The organism is Nostoc sp. UHCC 0870 (genome assembly GCF_022063185.1).
Taxonomy (GTDB): Bacteria; Cyanobacteriota; Cyanobacteriia; order Cyanobacteriales; family Nostocaceae; genus Trichormus.
In genome coordinates, this window is sequence record NZ_CP091913.1 from 3,161,205 (window position 1) to 3,180,790 (window position 19,586).

Sequence of the window (19,586 nt, forward strand, 5' to 3'; positions counted from 1 at the left end):
CAGGTGATAGGTGACAGGTGACAGGGGATAGGGGATAGGGGATAGAGAAAAAGGGCGCAGCCCATTACGAATTACGTTAGCGTAGCGGGACGTTAGTCCATTATGAATTACGAATTAATTCAATCTCTGACTGTTTCCTTTGTGCTATTTTGAATAGACTTTGGCTCAATTTCTTGGCTGGGGGGAATCTTTTCAATGGGAATTAGTGCATTCATTACATCCTTAACAATAGGGGCTGCAACCGTAGAACCATAGGCATTTGCGCCTTTTGGTTCATCTACCACAGCCAAAATCACATAGCGAGGAGATTCCACGGGTAAAATAGCGACAAAACTAGTAATTCTTGCCCCAGGAATATAACCACCGTTAGGGCTGGCTTTTTGGGCTGTGCCGGTTTTGCCTGCAATGCGATATCCAGGAATTTGGGCAGCCTTACCAGTTCCTACAGTAACAACAGTTTCCATCATTTCTACTACCTTTTGAGCTGTAGTAGTTGAGAAAATTTGGCGTGGTGCTGGGTGATTAGGTGTGTGATGGATTTGTCCCTTGCTATCAACTAACCCTTGGATGACGTGAGGTGTCACCAACTTACCACCGTTAGCTAATGCACCTTGCATTTGTACCAGTTGTAATGGTGTTAGAGAAAAACCTTGTCCAAAGGAAGTGGTTGCATTTTCAATCGGTGAACGAATAAATATTTCTTGATTTTTGAGTTTACCACTAGCTACAGAGGGTAAATCTGTATCAACTGCTTGTCCTATCCCCAAACGTTCTAGCCAGTTGTAATAAACCGAAGGTTTTAACTTTTGGATGATTTTCACCATGCCAATGTTGCTAGAATTTTGCAGAATTTGAGCAATATTAATCTGCCCGTAACCATTAAGTCCGGCATTCCTGATAGTATATTTACCTATTTGAATTGCCCCAGGATCATTAAATGTATCATCTGCATTGATTACACCATTTTCTAGTGCGATCGCTACAGTCAATGGTTTAAATGTTGATCCCGGCTCATAAAGATCCGAGACTGTCCAGTTCTTAAATAGGGAAATATCGGCTTTAGAATAGTCATTAGGGTCATAGGTAGGCTGAGAAACTAGGGCTAAAATAGAGCCATCTAAGGCATCCATGACAATTACTGCCCCACGTTTGCCCTTAAACTCTTCCATTTGCTTTTTGAGTGCCGCACGGGTAGCCCTTTGGAGACGACTATCAATAGTCAATTTCATCCTTAAATCGTCGGCAGCCAAGAAACCTTCAGGGGCATTATCTGGCATCACCGCCCCATTTCCAGCTCGGTTTAAGCTCACAGTTTTTTGAGAACGTTCTAACCACTGGTCTTGGGAGAATTCCACACCAGCCTGACCACGACGGTCAATATTTACGTATCCTACAATATCAGCCATCAAATCACCCTGGGGGTAATATCGGGAATATTTGGAAATCAACTCTAAACCATTTAAGCGCAATCCCTTCACCTGATCACCAATAGTTTCAGGTAAAGCTGAGGACAATGTAATTCCACTTTTTCGGCTTTGAAAAATTTTGACTAACTCAGGCGGAGTTTTATCTAGAAGCGGAGCTAGTTGTTCGGCTATGGCTTCATTTGTCTTGTCAAACAGCTTGGGGTGGGCATATAAGGTATAGACAGGACGGTCAATAGCTAACACATTATCATTGCGATCGACAATGAGGCGACGGGGCGTATAGGGGCGCAATTTCATCATTTGCTGGTTTTTAGCTCTTTGGGTAAGCTTTGGACCCTGAACAATTTGTAAGTTATACAAATTGATGGCTAAACCTAGCCCCGCAGCCATTAATAGCCCCCAAACAGTCAATAGTCGGAATTTAGCATTTGCTATTTGTTCTTGAGTGGGGGGGACAGTAGCTTTCATGTCCCTATTTTTAGCAACCCTTCGCTGTCCGGTAAATTCCGGCTTACGTAATTTTCTAAACTTTAATTGACTTGGTGTTTTTTGCATAACCCTACTCCTTTTCTATTCCCCGTTCCCTATCATTAGTATCCCCGTGAAGAGGACGTGGGCGACTGTATTTCTGAGGCTGGTTTTGTACTGGGAGATAGTACATCAGGTTGAGAGGATGAGGAATCGAGGAAAATAGTGTTGGTAGGAGTTGGTAATACTAGACCAGTTTTTGAGTTTTCTGCCTCTTCAGCTATTTTGTTGGTTAGTGTGGCATTAGTTGTTGTCAGGTGTCGCTCATGACGTTGGAGGTTTTGCAGTCTGCGATAGTTTTTACTCCAAAGGTCTTGAGTATAGACTGTGCATCCATATACAACTAACGTTGCTGCCACTAATAGAAACGCTACAACAGAGGAATGACGATGTAAGGTATGCAGTCGCAATAACCATAAAGGCATGGCTGTGGCAGTAGGGACTACAGGCACATTGAGAAATTTTGAGTTTGAGCTTCTTGGTTGAGGACTTGACCGACCTGTAGAATGAGATATCTGAGATGATTTTAAATTTTGCCTTCCTGGAGTAACGGGAAGCGATAAATTTTTTGAGGATTGCCGTTGTTTTGTGGTCGGTAATGACGCGGTTGGAGTTACATCGATAGAAGCATTCTGCACTGTTGATTCTAAACGTGCCGATTGACGCTTCCTGCGCCTGGGAGTAGAACCTTGTCTACTTCCCGGTTTAGCAGTATTTGATTTGCGAACAGCAGTCATAAATTTTTGCGATTAGAAATAATGTATTGTAAGCTGATTATTCATTTTTGCTAAGGTTAGGCTCACCCTCTTTGTCACAAATACAAATAACACGTTGATAGATGGGTATTACATCTCAAGTATGGCAACCCCAATCTCCTAGGGCAAGAGTCACCAGAATATTGCTGCATCCTGTTATGCCTATTGCTGACACTATCGATTTTTCTTTTTTGGATGTCAATTCGCATCAACTTAGCTGGCTCTGAAATCTAAGCTACCTAATGAACTCAGACATAAGACCAATCCCAATAAACTTAGTCCAAAGTATAGCTTTTGAATATGTATTGGCAGTGGTTTAAAAAATTAGCAACAAATAGGTTATCGTATTCAACAGGCGAATTTTTTTTATTGCCGCAATTGGTGAAAGAGGAGTTTATGAAAACAAAAATCTTTGGTTTTGCATTGATGTTAAGTCTGGCTGGATTTCTAGGAGCTTGTGAAGGTACTCCTGATCCTGCTGCTACCCCTGCTGCTACTACCCCTGGTGAACCAGCTGACACAGGTGCTGCTACCCCTGCACCTGCTACCCCTGCACCTGCTACTCCATAGAAGATAGTTAGTCGATCTTCTAAGAAAGTTTTGTAACTAATCCTCATAGCATGGCTTGAGGTAATTAGTTACAAGATCAATCAACTAGCTTCTGCATTTGAGTGTAGCTAATGGACAACTTGAAGCTTGCTTCAGATTGTTATTTTTGGTAGAGCAGTAGTTATGGGACACTGGTGATGATATTTACTTTCTCACTTCAGTGTCCAAACAATGGGTAATTGGGTATGAAAAATTACCAGATTATGAAGCAGATTAAATTTGTCTTTTGGAGCATTAGTAGTAGCCTTGTGGTGTGGTTAAGTAGTCATTTGGGGCTAGCGGTAATGGCACTACCACCGATAAATGATACACCAGAAGAGATATTACGTACAGAAATTATTATAGATGCGCGATCGCCTATAGATGGTAAACTGCTCACACCTGTTGAGTATGCACAACTACAAGAAAAGCTACAAGTTAGCCCACCTCCTAAACTGAGTCAGAATTTACGGCAAACAGTTTTTTTGTTACGGTTACGGAAAGTTTTACTTCAAGTTTTCCCGTTTTTAGATTTGTAAGGGTCAAGTTTAAACGCAGAGGGGCGCGGAGGTTCACGCAGAGGGGCGCGGAGGGTTCATTTGAAAGAAATCTCCTCTTCCCCTCATCTGCTGTCACCTGTCACCTATCACCTATCTATAATCTTGACTTTGGATGTCTCGCAGACGGGCGGCGTTACGCATATTGTATTCTGTGCGGGTAAAGCGGTTGAGTTGGGCTTCAAAAAACTCGCGGTTGGCTTGCAGGTGTTTGGGGTTGGGGTCGTCTAGGGGATATAATAAGGCGGTTCGTAATGCTTGAATTACCGCAGAGGTGACATTATACATGGAACGTTGGAAGGTAATACCTAACTGAATGAGGATGTCTTCTTCTCCACGACAATATTGTTGGTAATAATCTACAAGATATTGGGGTAAGAAATGCAACATATCTTGCATTAATAATGTCGGTGGAATCCCTGCTGTACCTACGGGAAATACATCGGCGTAGAGAATGCCATAATGAAAGTCTTTTTGGTCATCGGGTACTTGACCAGCTTGGGCATTATAGGATTTTGTGCCTCTAAAGGGGGCTGTGCGGTAAAATACAGCTTCTACGTAGGGTAGTGCGGCTTCGTATAGCCAAGTAAAACCTTTGGATTTGGGGATGATTTCGTAACATTCTCCACGAATATACACATGATGATAAATCGGACGACCAGCGATCGCAAATATGCCATTGACTAAAAAGTTCATCGCGTCGGGGACACCTTTAAAGCCGCCTTCATCATAAATATCCGACATCTCAAAGAATACCGGGGCCATGACTTCCCAGAATAAACCGAGGTTGGAGTAGTAAGACATCTGGCGACACTGTTCTAAAAACATATCGGGGAACAGCTTGTACATTCCCAGCATGACTGGGTTGCCTTGAAAGTACGCTTTAATTGCCCTGTCTGCATTGGCTTTGTATTCTTCCGAGTCGAGGTAAGCATCAAATTGGTTAACTGGGGCATACATCTGACGATGCCACAGCATAGCCCGCATACACGCTTCCGCAAATTCCATATTAATGCGATCGTGTAATAAATGATGCAATAGCTTTGGCATTTTGACGGTTTCACCCTTTTCCATAAATGCCAATAATTCAGGGTGGGCAGTTGCTTCACCACGCCAAATTCTTAAATCAGCATCATCACCAGCATAGTGATTATGTCTGTCTAAATATTCTTGGGATATAAAATATTTAAAAAAGGGAAAAGGATTTAAAAATTCTTGTTCAGCAATATAAAGCAAGTCACGCCAATAAAAATCCATCGGTACAGCATAAGCTTTATAAATACCGATAATTTGCATCAAATTCTCTGGCGTATCTGGCAACATCGAACCGCCAGCTTCTAGGCGATGAATGATATCAGCAAATTCGTGCTGGGAAGGAGGTAATTTCGTAACAGGTTTATCTGGAGTTTGTACCATTGCAATTTCTTAGATAATAAAATTAACCTCTGTGCCTCTGTGCCTCTGTGGTGAAAAATTTTTCTTAACCACAGAGACACAAAGAAAAATCGATTTCTTACTACTTCAAAGCCACTTGAGAGACTACGGTTTTTTCAATAGGAGGAATTGTCGCTATCATTGCTGTGGTTGTGTTTTCACTCCAACGCACTAACCAAGTAGGTTGTATACCTAAAAAGATAATCAGAGATGCCAAAACTAAGGCGGGTATTTTCTCAGCCCATACAACTTTGGGATAATAGGCGAGGTTATCTAACTTGCCAAAGCAGGTACGGTTGAGGAGGATGACAAAATACACGGCTGTTAAACCGCTAGATGCTACACATAAAAGTGTCGGCAGTGGAAAGACCGAGAAACTGCCCTGAAAAACGATAAATTCCGCGATAAATCCTGTTAAACCGGGAATCCCGGCACTCGCCATCCCACTGAGAACTAGTAACGCACTAATTAAGGGTAAACCGCGAATAGGACTCATTAAACCATTGAGTTTGTCTAACTCCCGTGTGCCTACTTTCGCTTCTACAATCCCTACTAGGTGGAATAGAATTGCCAGAATCAAACCGTGGCTGAACATTTGGGAGACAGCACCAACTAGTGCTAAAGCGGTGCTAGAGGCACTAGCCAGCAATACATAGCCCATGTGACCAATAGAGCTGTATGCTACCATGCGCTTGATATCTTTTTGCGCGATCGCAATTACTGCCCCATAAATTGCACTAATTGCCCCCCAAATGGCTAAGGTTGGGGCTACAGCACTCCAAGCTTCGGGAAACATTCCCATCCCAAACCGCAATAGTCCATAAGTTCCCAACTTCGCTAACACTCCACCTAACAAAATAGCAATGGGTGCGGAAGCTTCTACATAAGCATCGGGTAGCCAAGTATGGAAGGGAACAAGGGGAATTTTGATGCCAAACCCTAAGATAATTCCGACTAAGAGGATGAATTGCAACCCGGCGGAGAGAGTTTGTGTAGATACGGCATCAAAAGCAAAGCTGGTAGAACCAGTTAAAAAGACCATCCCTAAGAAAGTCGCCAGAATTAAAGCACCGGAAACAGCCGTGTAAATTAAGAATTTGATGCCAGCATAAGCCCGTTTTTCTCCTCCCCAAATAGAAATTAGTAAATAAAACGGGATTAATTCTAGTTCATAAAACAGGAAGAATAGCAGTAAATTTTCTGCTAAGAATGCTCCCGCCACACCACCACTAATTAATAAAATTAGGGAGTAAAAAAGTCTGGGGCGGTGAGTTTCTTTATCACTGCTATAAATCGCAATCCAGGTGAGTAGGCTATTGAGTACCAACATCAAAATTGATAAGCCATCAACCCCTAGTTGATAACTCAAACCCAAGGTTTCATTCCAAGGTAAATATTCTCGAAACTGCATCCCTGGATTGCTGATATCAAATTTCAGCAAAATAAACAAGTTCCAGAGTAAAACTATGCCGGCAATAGTTAAAGATACTAATCTCACCCGACTAGCTGGAACGACTTTACCAGGTAAAAACCCGATAATTATAGCACTTAAAATTGGTATCCAAATTAGAACACTTAGCATATAGCAGTCCGCTTTGATTTTGGAAATTACTTGCTTAGGAGGGAATTAGGGGACAGGTGACAGGGGAAAAGAAAGCAGGGGAAGCAGGGGGAGAAAAATACAATGCCTACCTATTCAGCACTCACTACTCACTACTCACTACTCAGCACTCAGCACTCAGCACTCAAGAACTCAGCACTATTAAAAAATCAGACTTAAAAACTGTACTCCCCAGAATGGCCAAGTTACCCATGCGCCTAAAACACCTACACCTAAAAGCACTGTCAAGGCATAAAATTGAGTTTGTCCATTGGTGCTGTACTTGAGACTTTCACCACCTAAAAGTGAAAACAAACCAACTAAGTTAACAATGCCATCAACTACAAAACGGTCAACCATATCAGCAAATTTGGAAAGTTGGGCAACGCTGAAAATGATTGTCATCCGATAGAGTTTAGGTGTGTAAAAATCGTAAGCAAACAAGTCTTGTAAAGGTTTCCAAGGGAGGCGGACTGGCTTGGGAATATTGCCTAAATAAATGACTGCGCTAATACTGCAACCGAAAATACTTGACCAAATTAGTAATAGTGCAACGTCTTTGTTGAGTTCTGCCCAACTGGGTAGTAGTGATAAACTTTGTAACACCAAAGGCAGATGGAGAACAAAACCCAATAAAATCATCATGGGTAATATCATCGGCCAGTGAACTTCAGGCGATCGCTCACTCATTTGTTTGACTTTACCACCGAAAATTAAGCCGAATTCTCTGGTTAAACTGACGGCTGTTAAGGCGTTAACTGTAATCACAATTCCCACTAACCAAGGGTAATTTCCCCAAAGACCATCAGCTAGTTTTAATAAAGCCCAAAAGCTACCCAAAGGGGGAAACCCAATTAGCCCCAAAGTTCCCACAATAAAGGCTAAACCAGAAATGGGGCGACGTGACCATAAGCCACCCAGTTGCGTAACATCTTGGGTGATGTTATTCCAAACAATTCCGCCGGTACTCATGACTAAGAGTGCAGAGGATAAAGCGTGGGTGAGTACCAAAAGTAATGCTGCATCGTCTTGCTGTGCGCCTACGGCAATGAACACTAAGCCCATGTAAGCACTAACAGAATAAGATAAACAGCGTTTCAGGTCAATTTGCGCGATCGCAATTAAGGAAGCACCAATGGCTGTAACTGCACCAATGGCAATAATAAACGCCGAAACTACAGGCGAAAGTGTTAATACAGGTTGGAGTTTAATTAGTACCCACGCACCACTAGCAACTACTACCGAATTTCTTAAAATTGTACTGGGGACAGGGCCTTCCATCGCCTCATCTAACCACAGATGCAAAGGAAACTGAGCGCACTTACCCATCGGCCCAGCAACTAAGGCTAAACCTACCCATGTCATTACAGTCGGGTCAACTTTAGCTGTAGCAGCCCATTCCGCTAAGTCTGTATAATTCCAAGTCCCTGATAGATTCCACAGTCCCAAGACTCCCATCAGCAAGAATAAGTCTCCCACCCGCTTGGTTAAGAAAGCATCTCTTGCGCCGGTGACTACCAAGGGTTGACTAAACCATAAGCCTACTAATAGGTATGTTCCTAAAGTCAGGACTTCCAAAATTACATAGCTAAAAAATAGATTATTGCATAAAGCTAAAGCACATAATCCCGCTTCAAATAATCCCAATAAAGAATAGAAGCGTCCCCAACCCCAGTCCATTTCCATGTAACCAATCGCAAAAATTTGTGCAAGCAAATTTAAGCTAGTAATTACCACCATTGCACCCACACTTACCGAAGAAATTTCTAAGGCGATAGTGAGGTTTAAACCTGCGGTTGATAGCCAAGGTATAAATACTTCTTGGGGTGGTTGATTCCAGGTTGTTTGTAAAGCTAGGACGCTATGAACCAACGCCAAAAATGTCATGATTAAATTTACATAACCTGCTGGCCTTGGCCCCATTCTGCGAATGACTCCCGGCGACCAAGGAATCGCCAACATTCCACCTATTAAGGCATAGCACGGAACTAGCCAAACAGTCTCTAGTAGAAACTGAGCCATGAAATTAACCTCTGGATTTACAGCAGAAATTAACCAAACTGGGGCAAATTTAACCTTGCTCCCAGTCAGCTAATTATTGTAGATAAGGGAATTTATTTTTGCTTAATATTATTTTCAGCTTACCGTTATATTTACCAAAAAGGAATTATTTAACAAAATAAATCTACGATGTCTACTCTAATTAATTCTTATATAATCAATTTTCTGATTTTAATCATAGACTCTATTCTATAGGTTAACTTACGGCTAACCCATAGGAATCATCGACTTTTATCTATGGATATAAAGATTAATATAGAGACGCAGCGAATAGCGTCTCTAGGTTAGCAACTAAAAAACAGAGGTAATTACCAAAGCCATAACTGTTGATAATTGCTGAAATTCGCTGATGGGGGCGGGCTGCATATCACGATAGTCTAATATTTGCACAACAATGAGATAGGCGATCGCTAACAGAACAGAAATTGCCCCCGTGATAATTGCTACAATTTTAGAGCGATTCATGAGTATTTCCTACAATGCAGATGATGGGAGTGTACCTATATCTACATTGCCACAGCCGATGCCAAAAATTAATCTTTAACCTAACCGCGATCGCGTCTAGCAGGTAAAATATTATTTGAGGTGCAATCAATATCACGTTGAGGATGTCATCCCAAATTTTTCTTTTGGATACGCAAAGCTAGAATTTACAAGCTTTTTGACCAACAAGACACTACAGGCAATGCGTTCAGTTTGCCGAAAGCCTATAATATCTTGCATCAGCCGATAGACTGTTCTCTTACTGTTAGCTTTAAACTCTGGAAATATTACCAAAGCTTTTTCTAAGAACATTAAATATTGGACATAATCCAAAAATAAAGCTTCTCTAGCCAGTTCAAAATATGATTTGGCTAAAGCCTGGCGGTACTTTATTAAAAGTTGCTTCCTTTGCAATAGTTCCTGTTCTACTTTCTGTAATACTAGATGGTGGCTTTTTAACCACCGACTTTTAGAAGCAGTAGAAACTGTCACAGAACCATATTTTCTGTAAATAGCATAACAGCCTGGTTGGTACACAACTTTACCTCCATTCATCACCACGGATAGAAAAAAAGCTCTATCCTGGGCGGCGGGTAAATTTTCATCCCATCCCCGACTATTTTCTACTGCACTTCTCTTATACATTAAAGCCGCCAAAGCCACCCACCAATTTGCTAGTAAAGCCGCTAAAATGTCTGTTTTCGCTTCAGCTATTTCTATTTTATCCAAGACACTAGAACCATCAAGTAAATGATGCTGATGTCTCCAGTCACTATAAACAACATCTGCGCCTGTAGCTTCTAACAGACTGACCTGTTTTTCTATCTTTTCAGGTAAAATATAATCATCTGCATCTAAATATTGAATATATTTTCCCTGAGATAAATCAAAGCCTCGATTGCGAGCGTAATTACCGCCTTGATGTAAATAACTACGCCAAATAATTTTATCACCGTAGCTTTTGATAATTTCCAAAGAGTTATCTGTAGAACCGTCATCAATGACAATGATTTCCAAATGAGAATAGGTTTGTTGTAAGCAGCTATCAATCGCTTCAGATAACCACTTCTCAGCATTAAAACAGGGTATGATTACTGAAACTAATTGGGACATAATATAGATTCTCTTATTTTTATCTCAAATATAGAAATCCGATTTGATTTATGAAACAATCTAAGTAGAAGTAGTAGAAGTAGAAGTAGGGTGTGTTAGGCGTAAGCATTAACGCATCGAAGGCGTTGGGGAAGGTGCGTTAAGCCTGCACATTTTCTCTCTTATAAATCAACACGAGTTGAGTATATAATAAAAATATTTATTATTCAATTAAAAAAATAATATTCTTACTAAAGACAGATTTTAATATTAATTTTCTGCTAACTCTCGATCAGTAATGTATGGGATAAAAGCCTACAAGTATCAATATTTTTATTTGGGCTGTAAGAAATATTTAATGTCTTATTTACTAGAGGAATTTTGTTCATCACAAACAGAAACACAATGATATGTAATTAATAAAATAGCCATCATTTACACAATTAGCAAAAATCGAATTGAAATTATGTATATAATAAACTTAAGTTAAATTAAAAATACTTTTAATACTAGGAACTCTGCTAGAGTTAACTGTTATGTCCCTGACTGAAGAGATTCTCTCCCAACTACCAGGTAATGTTTTAGGCGGCTTGCGTAGTGCCGATCGCATCCTCGAATCTATCAGAGAAAATACCGCACCAGTCCCTTCAGTAGTCAAAGAAAATCAACAGCCTTTAGGTGCTGTAGACTGGGACGTAATTATCTGTGGTGGGACTTTAGGCATTTTAATTGGTTGCGCCTTAGCAGTGCGGGGACTGCGGGTGGCGTTGCTGGAAAGGGGTATTTTGCAGGGGAGAGAACAGGAGTGGAATATCTCCCGTCAAGAGTTAGAAGTCTTTGTAGAATTGAACCTGCTAACAGAGGCAGAATTGGCAAGTGCGATCGCTACACAATACAATCCAGCTAGAGTTAAATTTAAAGATGGTGCAGAGGTTTGGGTAGAAGATGTCTTAAATATCGGTGTAGATCCGGTTTATTTATTAGCTACACTCAAAACCAAATTTCTCGCGGTTGGTGGAGAGTTATTAGAAAATACACCCTTTAGCGATGTAGTGGTTCACCCAGATGGGGTAATAGTTAATCATCAATTCAAAGCCAAATTATTACTCGACGTAATGGGACATCTTTCCCCCATCACCCAACAAGCACGCCAAGGGAAAAAACCAGATGCACTATGTTTAGTAGTAGGAAGTTGCGCCCAAGGTTTCCCAGCAAATAACGCTGGAGATTTAATCTTATCATTCACCTCTTTACAGAATCAATGTCAGTATTTTTGGGAAGCCTTCCCCGCTAGAGACGGGAGAACAACTTATTTATTTACATATATGGATGCCCATCCCCAACGCCTGGGCTTAGAAGATTTATTTGCAGAATATCTGCGTTTATTACCAGAATATCAAGGCGTGGAATTGAGCCAACTAAAATTTCAACGCGCTTTGTTTGGTTTCTTCCCAACTTACCGCCAAAGTCCCCTGCAAACCCCTTGGCATCGCATTTTACCAGTGGGAGATAGCAGTGGTAGTCAGTCCCCCTTAAGTTTTGGTGGTTTTGGTGCAATGGTGCGTCATCTGAAGCGGTTAACAATTGGCATTGAAGAAGCATTACAAACTGAGCAATTATCTGCAAAGGCGTTGGCACAATTGCAACCATATCAACCTAGTCTGAGTGTGACTTGGTTATTTCAAAAAGCTATGAGTGTTGGTGTTAATCAGACCATTCCACCAGAGCAAATTAACCAATTACTTTCTGCGGTATTTCAAGAAATGCAGCAGTTAGGAACGCCAGTGCTAAAACCATTCTTACAAGATATAGTGCAGTTTTCCGCCTTGACACAAACACTATTAAAAACTGGGTTAAATCATCCGGTTTTAGTTGCTAAAATAATTCCCCAGGTAGGTTTAATCAACTTACTAGATTGGCTATTGCAGTATAGTAATTTAGGTTTTTACTCTGCCTTATTTGCACTAAGTCCCATAATAGAAACATGGATTAAGAATTTACCCCCTACACAACAATATTACTGGCATCGCTTAATTGATGCTTGGAAGTTTGGTTCTGGCGGCGATTACTCTAATTCGTAATTCGTAATTCGTAATTCGTAATTCGTAGGACTTACGCAACTGGCATATTTTTCATGTAGGGGAGGCAAAAAGCGGTGTGGATTTTCCTCCCGCTTTATTGCCGTTGTGTGACGCTGCAAAAGTATTTGAACGTAGTCATGAGACTTATAGCGTCACGCACCAACCATCGATTGTGACATTTGCGTAAGTCCTGATTCGTAATGGACTAACGTCCCGCTATGCTCTAAGCGCAACTATGCCGCAGGCTTTACATAATTCGTAGTTCAAGAATACATAACTTGAGAGGCAGATGAAAGGCTTAATTACGTTGTCAAAAAAACTAAAACGAAGTTTCCACGTTTGCAAGAAGCCTTTAGTAAGTTTTAGCACGCTAGAATTTAACAAAGTATTCTGCATTTAACCAGCAAATATACTGTAGAGTAATTACTGAGAAAAACTAGTTAAATAGAGACATTAGTGGACTTTTCACGTACCCCTAGCGATCAAAACTCAGTGTCTGCATCGGGTAAGGCTGCGGTTCCTTCCTTAGAAATCAATGCTTCCCGCCAGTTTACCCCCTGGCTACTCGAGCAAAATCTCAGTCTGGCATTTACCACCTATCAAGCAGGTAAATTATTTTTTATCGGCTTGCAACCAAGCGGCAAACTATCGGTATTCGAGCGCACCTTTGAGCGATGTATGGGTTTATATGCCCAAGATGGCAGCTTGTATATGAGTTCTTTATATCAACTGTGGAGGTTTGAAAACACATTGCAACCGGGGCAAATACACAACAACTACGATGCTGTGTATTTGCCCCAGGTGAGTTATGTGACTGGAGATTTAGATATCCACGATATCGCTCTGAGTAGTTCTCCAACAAATAACGATGCACTTAATTTAATATTTGTCAATACATTATTTAGCTGTTTAGCTAGAGTTAGTCAAACCCATAGTTTTATTCCCTTTTGGCAACCGCCGTTTATTAGTAAATTAGCAGCAGAAGACAGGTGTCATCTCAACGGGTTAGCACTGCGAGATGGTCAACCCAGATACGTCACGGCTGTTAGTCAATCGGATGTAGCAGAAGGATGGCGGGATAGACGGGGTGATGGTGGTTGCGTTATTGATATAGAGAGTAACGAGATACTAATTACAGGACTTTCCATGCCCCATTCGCCTCGGTGGTATCGAGACAAACTGTGGTTACTCAACTCTGGCACAGGAGATTTTGGCTACCTAGACTTGAAACAAGGCAGCTTTGAACCAGTGGCATTTTGTCCGGGATATATGCGCGGTTGTGCATTTCATGGCGACTTTGCTGTAGTGGGGATTTCTCAGCCGAGACACAACAAGACTTTTAGCGGGTTGCCTCTAGATGAGAAATTACAACAAAAAAATGCTGAACCTCGCTGTGGGTTACTGGTGATTGATCTGCGGAGTGGGGATATTGTGCATTCACTGCGAATGGAGGGGGCAGTATTGGAATTATACGATGTAGTAGCACTAGCTGGGGTGCGTCGTCCAATGGCGATCGGTTTTAAGAGTGATGAGATTCGCCGGATGGTGACGATGGGATAACAGATGAGAAATTTCCCATCTTTTGACCCGTTTAAGTCGGTAGTTGGGGTATTAGGGACTTCCAGATAAAAAAATATCCAAACTGTAGGGTGCGTCAGTGCAAAAAAACCTAACTGTACCAAGAAATTATTCATACTGACACACCCTACCAACCATCAATTTAGAATAATTTATTTTTTAGTGTTCCCTTAAACCAGATCAAAAACAACACTTCGACAAGCGGTAGTTGAGCGCAGTCGAAACTTAGTGCATCGCTGACAACTAACAACTAACAAACGAGAATCAACAACAATGGCTAATGCAGTTTTAAATCTATCTGACCTGAATGGCAGCAACGGCTTTGTGATTAACGGCATTGATGTGCTTGACAGATCAGGTAGCTCCGTCAGCAGTGCGGGGGATATCAACGGCGACGGCTTCGATGACCTGATTATCGCGGCAAGAGTGAATAATGCAGGGGTGAGCTATGTGGTCTTTGGTAGTAGTAGTGGTTTTAATCGCCAACTCAACCTTTCTGACCTGGATGGCAGCAACGGCTTTGTAATTAATGGCATTGACAGGTTGGACTACTCAGGTAGCTCCGTCAGCAGTGCGGGGGATATCAACGGCGACGGCATCGATGACCTGATTATCGGGGCAAGAGGTGCCGACCCCAACGGTCAGAATGAAGCAGGGGAGAGCTATGTGGTCTTTGGTAGTAGTGGTGGTTTTAATGCCCAACTCAACCTTTCTGACCTGAATGGCAGTAACGGCTTTGTCATTAACGGCATTGACAGGTCTGACAGATCAGGTAGCTCCGTCAGCAGTGCGGGGGATATCAACGGCGACGGCATCGATGACCTAATTATCGGGGCAATTTTTGCCGACCCCAACGGTAAGGAAAATGCAGGGGAGAGCTATGTGCTCTTTGGTAGTAGTAGTGGTTTTAATGCCCAACTCAACCTTTCTGACCTGAATGGCAGTAACGGCTTTGTGATTAACGGCATTAATGAGTTTGACAGCTCAGGTCGCTCCGTCAGCAGTGCGGGGGATATCAACGGCGACGGCTTCGATGACCTGATTATCGGGGCAATTTTTGCCGACCCCAACGGTCAGAATGGTGCAGGGGAGAGCTATGTGGTCTTTGGTAGTAGTAGTGGTTTTAATGCCCAACTCAACCTTTCATCTCTGGATGGCAGCAACGGCTTTGTGATTAACGGCATTGATGCGGGTGACTACTCAGGTAGCTCTGTCAGCAGTGCGGGGGATATCAACGGCGACGGCTTCGATGACCTGATTATCGGGGCACCAAATGCCGACCCCAACGGTCAGTATAATGCAGGGGAGAGCTATGTGGTCTTTGGTAGTAGTAGTGGTTTTAATCGCCAACTCAACCTTTCTGACCTGGATGGCAGTAATGGCTTTGTCATTAACGGCATTAACAGGTATGAAAGCTCAGGTGGCTCCGTCAGCAGTGCGGGAGATATCAACGGCGACGGCTTCGATGACCTGATTATTGGGATAACTCGTGGAGAGAATAGCAGCTATGTGGTCTTTGGCCGCAGCAGTGGCTTTGGTGCTGGCTTCAACCTCTCGTTGCTAGATGGCAGCGAGGGCTTTGTGATTAAGGGCATTGATTTGCTTGACAACTCAGGTGGCTCCGTTAGCAGTGCGGGGGATATCAATGGCGACGGCTTCGATGACCTGATTATCGGGGAACGTTTTGCCTCCCCCAACGATCAGTTTTTTGCAGGGGAGAGCTACGTGGTCTTTGGCTTCGCAACTGCGGCTACAAATAAACCTCCTGTCCCGGTTAATGACGAGGCTACAACCGATGAAGACACTGCTGTTAATATAGATGTCTTAGCTAACGACAGCAATTCCCTCATGGTGACAGCTGTCGATGGTAAAACAATTGTTGTTGGCACTGCCATTACCCTGAGTTCTGGTGCTTTAGTTACCCTTAATGCTGATGGCAGTTTGACCTACGACCCTAATGCTTCCTTTCGCGCTTTGGCTGTGGGTCAAACCAGCACTGACACCTTTACATACACCACCAACAATGGCAGCTTGACTAATACAGCTAGAGTCAACTTGACCATTAAAGGTGTGAATGAGGCACCTACTGTGATTTCAGTTTTTAACCTTTCTGACCTGAATGGCAGCAACGGCTTTGTGATTAACGGCATTGACAGGTATGACTACTCAGGTAGCTCCGTTAGCAGTGCGGGGGATATCAACGGCGACGGCTTCGATGACCTGATTATCGGGGCACGTTTTGCCTCCCGCAACGGTCAGAATCGTTTAGGGGAGAGCTATGTGGTCTTTGGTAGTAGTAGTGGTTTTAATGCCCAACTCAACCTTTCATCTCTGGATGGTAGCAACGGCTTTGTAATTAACGGCATTGATGCGGGTGACAGATCAGGTAGCTCCATCAGCAGTGCGGGGGATATCAACGGCGACGGCTTCGATGACCTGATTATCGGGGCATATCGTGCCGACCCCAACGGTCAGAATTATGCAGGGGAGAGTTATGTGGTCTTTGGTAGTAGTAGTGGTTTTAATGCCCAACTCAACCTTTCATCTCTTGATGGCAGCAACGGCTTTGTCATTAACGGCATTGATGAGCGTGACTTCTCAGGTAACTCCGTCAGCAGTGCGGGGGATATCAACGGCGACGGCTTCAATGACCTGATTATCGGGGCATATCGTGCCTCCCCCAACGGTCAGTTTTTAGTAGGGGAGAGCTATGTGGTCTTTGGTAGTAGTAGTGGTTTTAATGCCCAACTCAACCTTTCATCTCTGAATGGCAGCAACGGTTTTGTCATTAACGGCATTGATGCGAGTGACACATCAGGTTGGTCTGTCAGCAGTGCGGGGGATATCAACGGCGACGGCTTCGATGACCTGATTATCGGGGCAAGAGGTGCCTCCCCCAACGGTCAGGGTGCAGGGGAGAGCTATGTGGTCTTTGGTAGTAGTAGTGGTTTTAATGCCCAACTCAACCTTTCATCTCTTGATGGCAGTAACGGCTTTGTCATTAACGGCATTGATGCGCGTGACTACTCAGGTAGCTCCGTCAGCAGTGCGGGGGATATCAACGGCGACGGCTTCGATGACCTGATTATCGGGGCACCAAATGCCGCCCCCAACGGTCAGAATTATGCAGGGGAGAGTTATGTGGTCTTTGGTAGTAGTAGTGGTTTTAATGCCCAACTCAACCTTTCTGACCTGGATGGCAGCAACGGCTTTGTCATTAACGGCATTGATGAGCGTGACTTCTCAGGTAACTCCGTCAGCAGTGCGGGGGATATCAACGGTGACGGCTTCGATGACCTGATTATCGGGGCACCAAATGCCGCCCCCAACGGTCAGTATGGTGCAGGGGAGAGCTATGTGGTCTTTGGTAGTAGTAGTGGTTTTAATGCTCAACTCAAGCTTTCATCTCTTGATGGCAGCAACGGCTTTGTCATTAACGGCATTAACAGGTTTGACAGATCAGGTAGCTCTGTCAGCAGTGCGGGGGATATCAACGGCGACGGCATCGATGACCTGATTATCGGGGCATCAGGTGCCGACCCCAACGGTCAGAATTATGCAGGGGAGAGCTACGTAGTCTTTGGCTTCGCAACTGCGGCTACGACTAACGAAGATACTGCCGTTAACATCCTTGCCAGCAATATTCTACGTAGATTTACAGATGCAGACGGCGATACCTTAACCATCAGTGACTTCACTAACCCCATTAACGGCACACTCACACTTAACGACAACAACACTGCTGGCAATCCCAGCGATGACTTTTTCATCTACACCCCCAATGCCAACTTCAATGGCACTGATAGCTTTAATTTCACTGTCAGTGACGGCAATGGTGGTAGCATTGGTGGTACATTTAACCTGAATGTCAAGCCAGTTAACGATTCACCCACTGCCGTTAATGATAGATTCACTAGTGCCTTGAATATTCCGGTGAATATCTCGGCTACTAGTCTGCTCGCTAATGATACTGACATCGATAGCAATAACCTCAAGATTACTCAGGTTAGTGGTTTCAAAAATGGTATTGCCGTGCTGAATAATAACGGCACTCCCAACAATTTTGCAGATGATTTCATTGTCTTTACCCCAACCAATGGGTTTAGTGGCAATGCCGAGTTCGACTACACCATCAGCGATGGTAATCTGACTAGTAGTGCTAGTGTGGCGATCGCGGTTGGTAATAAAATCAATGGCACTAACAAAAATGATATCCTCTCTGGCACTCCAGGTAATGACACTATTTCTGGTCGCAATGGTAATGACGCTATTTCTGGTGGTGAAGGGGATGATACTATCTCTGGTGATAATGGTAACGATATTCTCATAGGTGGTGGCGGTAACGATATTCTCACAGGTGATAATGGTAACGATATCCTCACAGGTGGTGACGGTAACGATATTCTCACAGGTGGTAGCGGTAAGGATATTCTCATAGGTGGTGACGGTAACGATATCCTCACTGGTGGTGACGGTAAGGATATTCTCACAGGTGGTGCCGGTAACGATACATTTATCTTGGCTTCAAAAGAAGGGACTGATATTATTACTGACTTCCGCAAGGCTACTGACTTGATTGGATTATCTGGTGGTTTAACCTTTGGTGAACTGAGTTTTTCTGGCAGTAATATTTTGGTGAGTTCTACGAATGAAATCTTAGCAACACTGAAGGGAATTAATACCACGACCCTAACTGCTTCCGATTTCACTAACATTTAAAACAGCCGGAAATGCTGTAAATAGAAAAGCCCCCTCCTCGCAAGCGAGGAGAGGGGGTTTGGGGGTGGGGTTCTTGTCGAAACCCTATAAACTAACCCAAATGCTACCTTCTTCCACGCGGGTAGGGAAGACGGCGAGTGCTTTTTCTTTGGAAATCATACCCATTACCTTGCCAATACCAGGAGGGAAGGGAGTCCAGTCTTGAGGATTACCAGTAGCTAAGTCAAAGGCAGTACGATGGAAAGGACATACTATTGCCCCATCATCTGTGATTTTGCCTTTCTGTAAGGGTAATTTAAGGTGGGGACAGGAATTTTCTACGGCAAAAACTTGATTATTGTGGCGAATTAACAGAATCTTGCGTTGTTCAACTTTCACCACTTTACGCCCATTGGGTGGTAGTTCATCTTGGGGAATCACTTTAATCCAGTTCATCGATATTTCTCTTGATCTTTAAAAGGATGCAGCCTATTAAGTACATCATTCCACAACTGCGTCAAGGAAATGTTAGTTTGACTCATTGATGGGGAAATATATATATACGCCCACAGGTCTAGCCATGCACGTAAGTTATCACTGGATGAAAAGTATCTTTTTTAATTACCTCGTGAGAAATTAAATATTGTGTATCTGTTGTTGTACGTAAATTTTAAACCGTGCTCCACGCTCTGGGAGATATTGGG

13 protein-coding genes are annotated in these 19,586 nt (G+C 43.0%); 5 read left to right on the forward strand and 8 right to left on the reverse strand.

Translation table 11 applies throughout. From position 1 onward, the window contains the following. Nucleotides 1-119: 119 nt before the first annotated feature. Both L6494_RS13370 and L6494_RS13375 read right to left on the reverse strand, forming a co-directional pair. A complete protein-coding gene (locus tag L6494_RS13370) occupies nucleotides 120-1,982 on the reverse strand; it encodes a peptidoglycan D,D-transpeptidase FtsI family protein (protein ID WP_237995653.1) in 1,863 nt (620 codons plus the stop codon). Nucleotides 1,983-2,017: 35 nt separating this feature from the next. Further along, the gene (locus tag L6494_RS13375; protein WP_237995654.1) at nucleotides 2,018-2,692 is read right to left on the reverse strand and encodes a hypothetical protein; all 675 of its coding nucleotides are present in this window, start codon (nucleotides 2,690-2,692) and stop codon (nucleotides 2,018-2,020) included. 414 nt (nucleotides 2,693-3,106) lie between these two features. Here L6494_RS13375 and L6494_RS13380 point away from each other — a divergent pair, with 414 nt between their 5' ends. Continuing rightward, nucleotides 3,107-3,280, forward strand: coding sequence for a hypothetical protein (locus L6494_RS13380; RefSeq protein ID WP_237995656.1), 174 nt, complete (start codon nucleotides 3,107-3,109; stop codon nucleotides 3,278-3,280). 242 nt (nucleotides 3,281-3,522) lie between these two features. After that, a complete protein-coding gene (locus tag L6494_RS13385) occupies nucleotides 3,523-3,837 on the forward strand; it encodes a hypothetical protein (protein WP_442947014.1) in 315 nt (104 codons plus the stop codon). Between the two features lie 111 nt (nucleotides 3,838-3,948). On the opposite strand, the gene L6494_RS13390 is transcribed toward L6494_RS13385, so the two are convergent. The 5 genes from L6494_RS13390 to L6494_RS13410 form a co-directional block, all read right to left on the reverse strand. Further along, entirely contained in the window at nucleotides 3,949-5,271 is a 1,323-nt protein-coding gene (locus tag L6494_RS13390) for a CO2 hydration protein (protein ID WP_237995661.1), read from the reverse strand. A gap of 100 nt (nucleotides 5,272-5,371) precedes the next feature. After that, nucleotides 5,372-6,871, reverse strand: a complete 1,500-nt coding sequence (locus L6494_RS13395) for an NADH-quinone oxidoreductase subunit M (RefSeq protein WP_237995663.1) — start codon at nucleotides 6,869-6,871, stop codon at nucleotides 5,372-5,374. 180 nt (nucleotides 6,872-7,051) lie between these two features. Further along, entirely contained in the window at nucleotides 7,052-8,911 is a 1,860-nt protein-coding gene (locus tag L6494_RS13400; RefSeq protein WP_237995665.1) for an NAD(P)H-quinone oxidoreductase subunit F, read from the reverse strand. A 330-nt stretch (nucleotides 8,912-9,241) separates the two neighbouring features. Then, nucleotides 9,242-9,415 carry a hypothetical protein gene (locus tag L6494_RS13405; protein WP_237995667.1) on the reverse strand — a complete coding sequence of 58 codons (174 nt, stop codon included), beginning with the start codon at nucleotides 9,413-9,415 and terminating at the stop codon, nucleotides 9,242-9,244. A gap of 132 nt (nucleotides 9,416-9,547) precedes the next feature. After that, complete coding sequence (locus L6494_RS13410; RefSeq protein ID WP_237995669.1) at nucleotides 9,548-10,546, reverse strand: glycosyltransferase family 2 protein; 999 nt, start codon at nucleotides 10,544-10,546, stop codon at nucleotides 9,548-9,550. A gap of 515 nt (nucleotides 10,547-11,061) precedes the next feature. Here L6494_RS13410 and L6494_RS13415 point away from each other — a divergent pair. The 3 genes from L6494_RS13415 (at nucleotide 11,062) to L6494_RS13425 (ending at nucleotide 18,903) form a co-directional block, all read left to right on the forward strand. Continuing rightward, on the forward strand, nucleotides 11,062-12,606 hold the full coding sequence (locus L6494_RS13415; protein WP_237995671.1) for an FAD-dependent oxidoreductase: 1,545 nt from the start codon (nucleotides 11,062-11,064) through the stop codon (nucleotides 12,604-12,606). A gap of 456 nt (nucleotides 12,607-13,062) precedes the next feature. Continuing rightward, a complete protein-coding gene (locus tag L6494_RS13420; protein ID WP_237995672.1) occupies nucleotides 13,063-14,166 on the forward strand; it encodes a TIGR03032 family protein in 1,104 nt (367 codons plus the stop codon). Between the two features lie 291 nt (nucleotides 14,167-14,457). After that, nucleotides 14,458-18,903, forward strand: coding sequence for a beta strand repeat-containing protein (locus tag L6494_RS13425; protein WP_237995675.1), 4,446 nt, complete (start codon nucleotides 14,458-14,460; stop codon nucleotides 18,901-18,903). An 84-nt stretch (nucleotides 18,904-18,987) separates the two neighbouring features. On the opposite strand, the gene L6494_RS13430 is transcribed toward L6494_RS13425, so the two are convergent. Next, nucleotides 18,988-19,338, reverse strand: coding sequence for a Rieske (2Fe-2S) protein (locus L6494_RS13430; protein WP_237995676.1), 351 nt, complete (start codon nucleotides 19,336-19,338; stop codon nucleotides 18,988-18,990). Nucleotides 19,339-19,586: the final 248 nt, after the last annotated feature.

Bases quoted from the DNA above. Each gene is read 5' to 3' on its own strand.
- L6494_RS13415 (WP_237995671.1), top strand. From the start codon at position 11,062: ATGTCCCTGACTGAAGAGATTCTCTCCCAACTACCAGGTAATGTTTTA.
- L6494_RS13390 (WP_237995661.1), bottom strand. From the start codon at position 5,271: ATGGTACAAACTCCAGATAAACCTGTTACGAAATTACCTCCTTCCCAG.
- L6494_RS13405 (WP_237995667.1), bottom strand. From the start codon at position 9,415: ATGAATCGCTCTAAAATTGTAGCAATTATCACGGGGGCAATTTCTGTT.
- L6494_RS13430 (WP_237995676.1), bottom strand. From the start codon at position 19,338: ATGAACTGGATTAAAGTGATTCCCCAAGATGAACTACCACCCAATGGG.
- L6494_RS13375 (WP_237995654.1), bottom strand. From the start codon at position 2,692: ATGACTGCTGTTCGCAAATCAAATACTGCTAAACCGGGAAGTAGACAA.
- L6494_RS13380 (WP_237995656.1), top strand. From the start codon at position 3,107: ATGAAAACAAAAATCTTTGGTTTTGCATTGATGTTAAGTCTGGCTGGA.
- L6494_RS13385 (WP_442947014.1), top strand. From the start codon at position 3,523: ATGAAGCAGATTAAATTTGTCTTTTGGAGCATTAGTAGTAGCCTTGTG.
- L6494_RS13400 (WP_237995665.1), bottom strand. From the start codon at position 8,911: ATGGCTCAGTTTCTACTAGAGACTGTTTGGCTAGTTCCGTGCTATGCC.
- L6494_RS13395 (WP_237995663.1), bottom strand. From the start codon at position 6,871: ATGCTAAGTGTTCTAATTTGGATACCAATTTTAAGTGCTATAATTATC.
- L6494_RS13425 (WP_237995675.1), top strand. From the start codon at position 14,458: ATGGCTAATGCAGTTTTAAATCTATCTGACCTGAATGGCAGCAACGGC.
- L6494_RS13370 (WP_237995653.1), bottom strand. From the start codon at position 1,982: ATGCAAAAAACACCAAGTCAATTAAAGTTTAGAAAATTACGTAAGCCG.
- L6494_RS13410 (WP_237995669.1), bottom strand. From the start codon at position 10,546: ATGTCCCAATTAGTTTCAGTAATCATACCCTGTTTTAATGCTGAGAAG.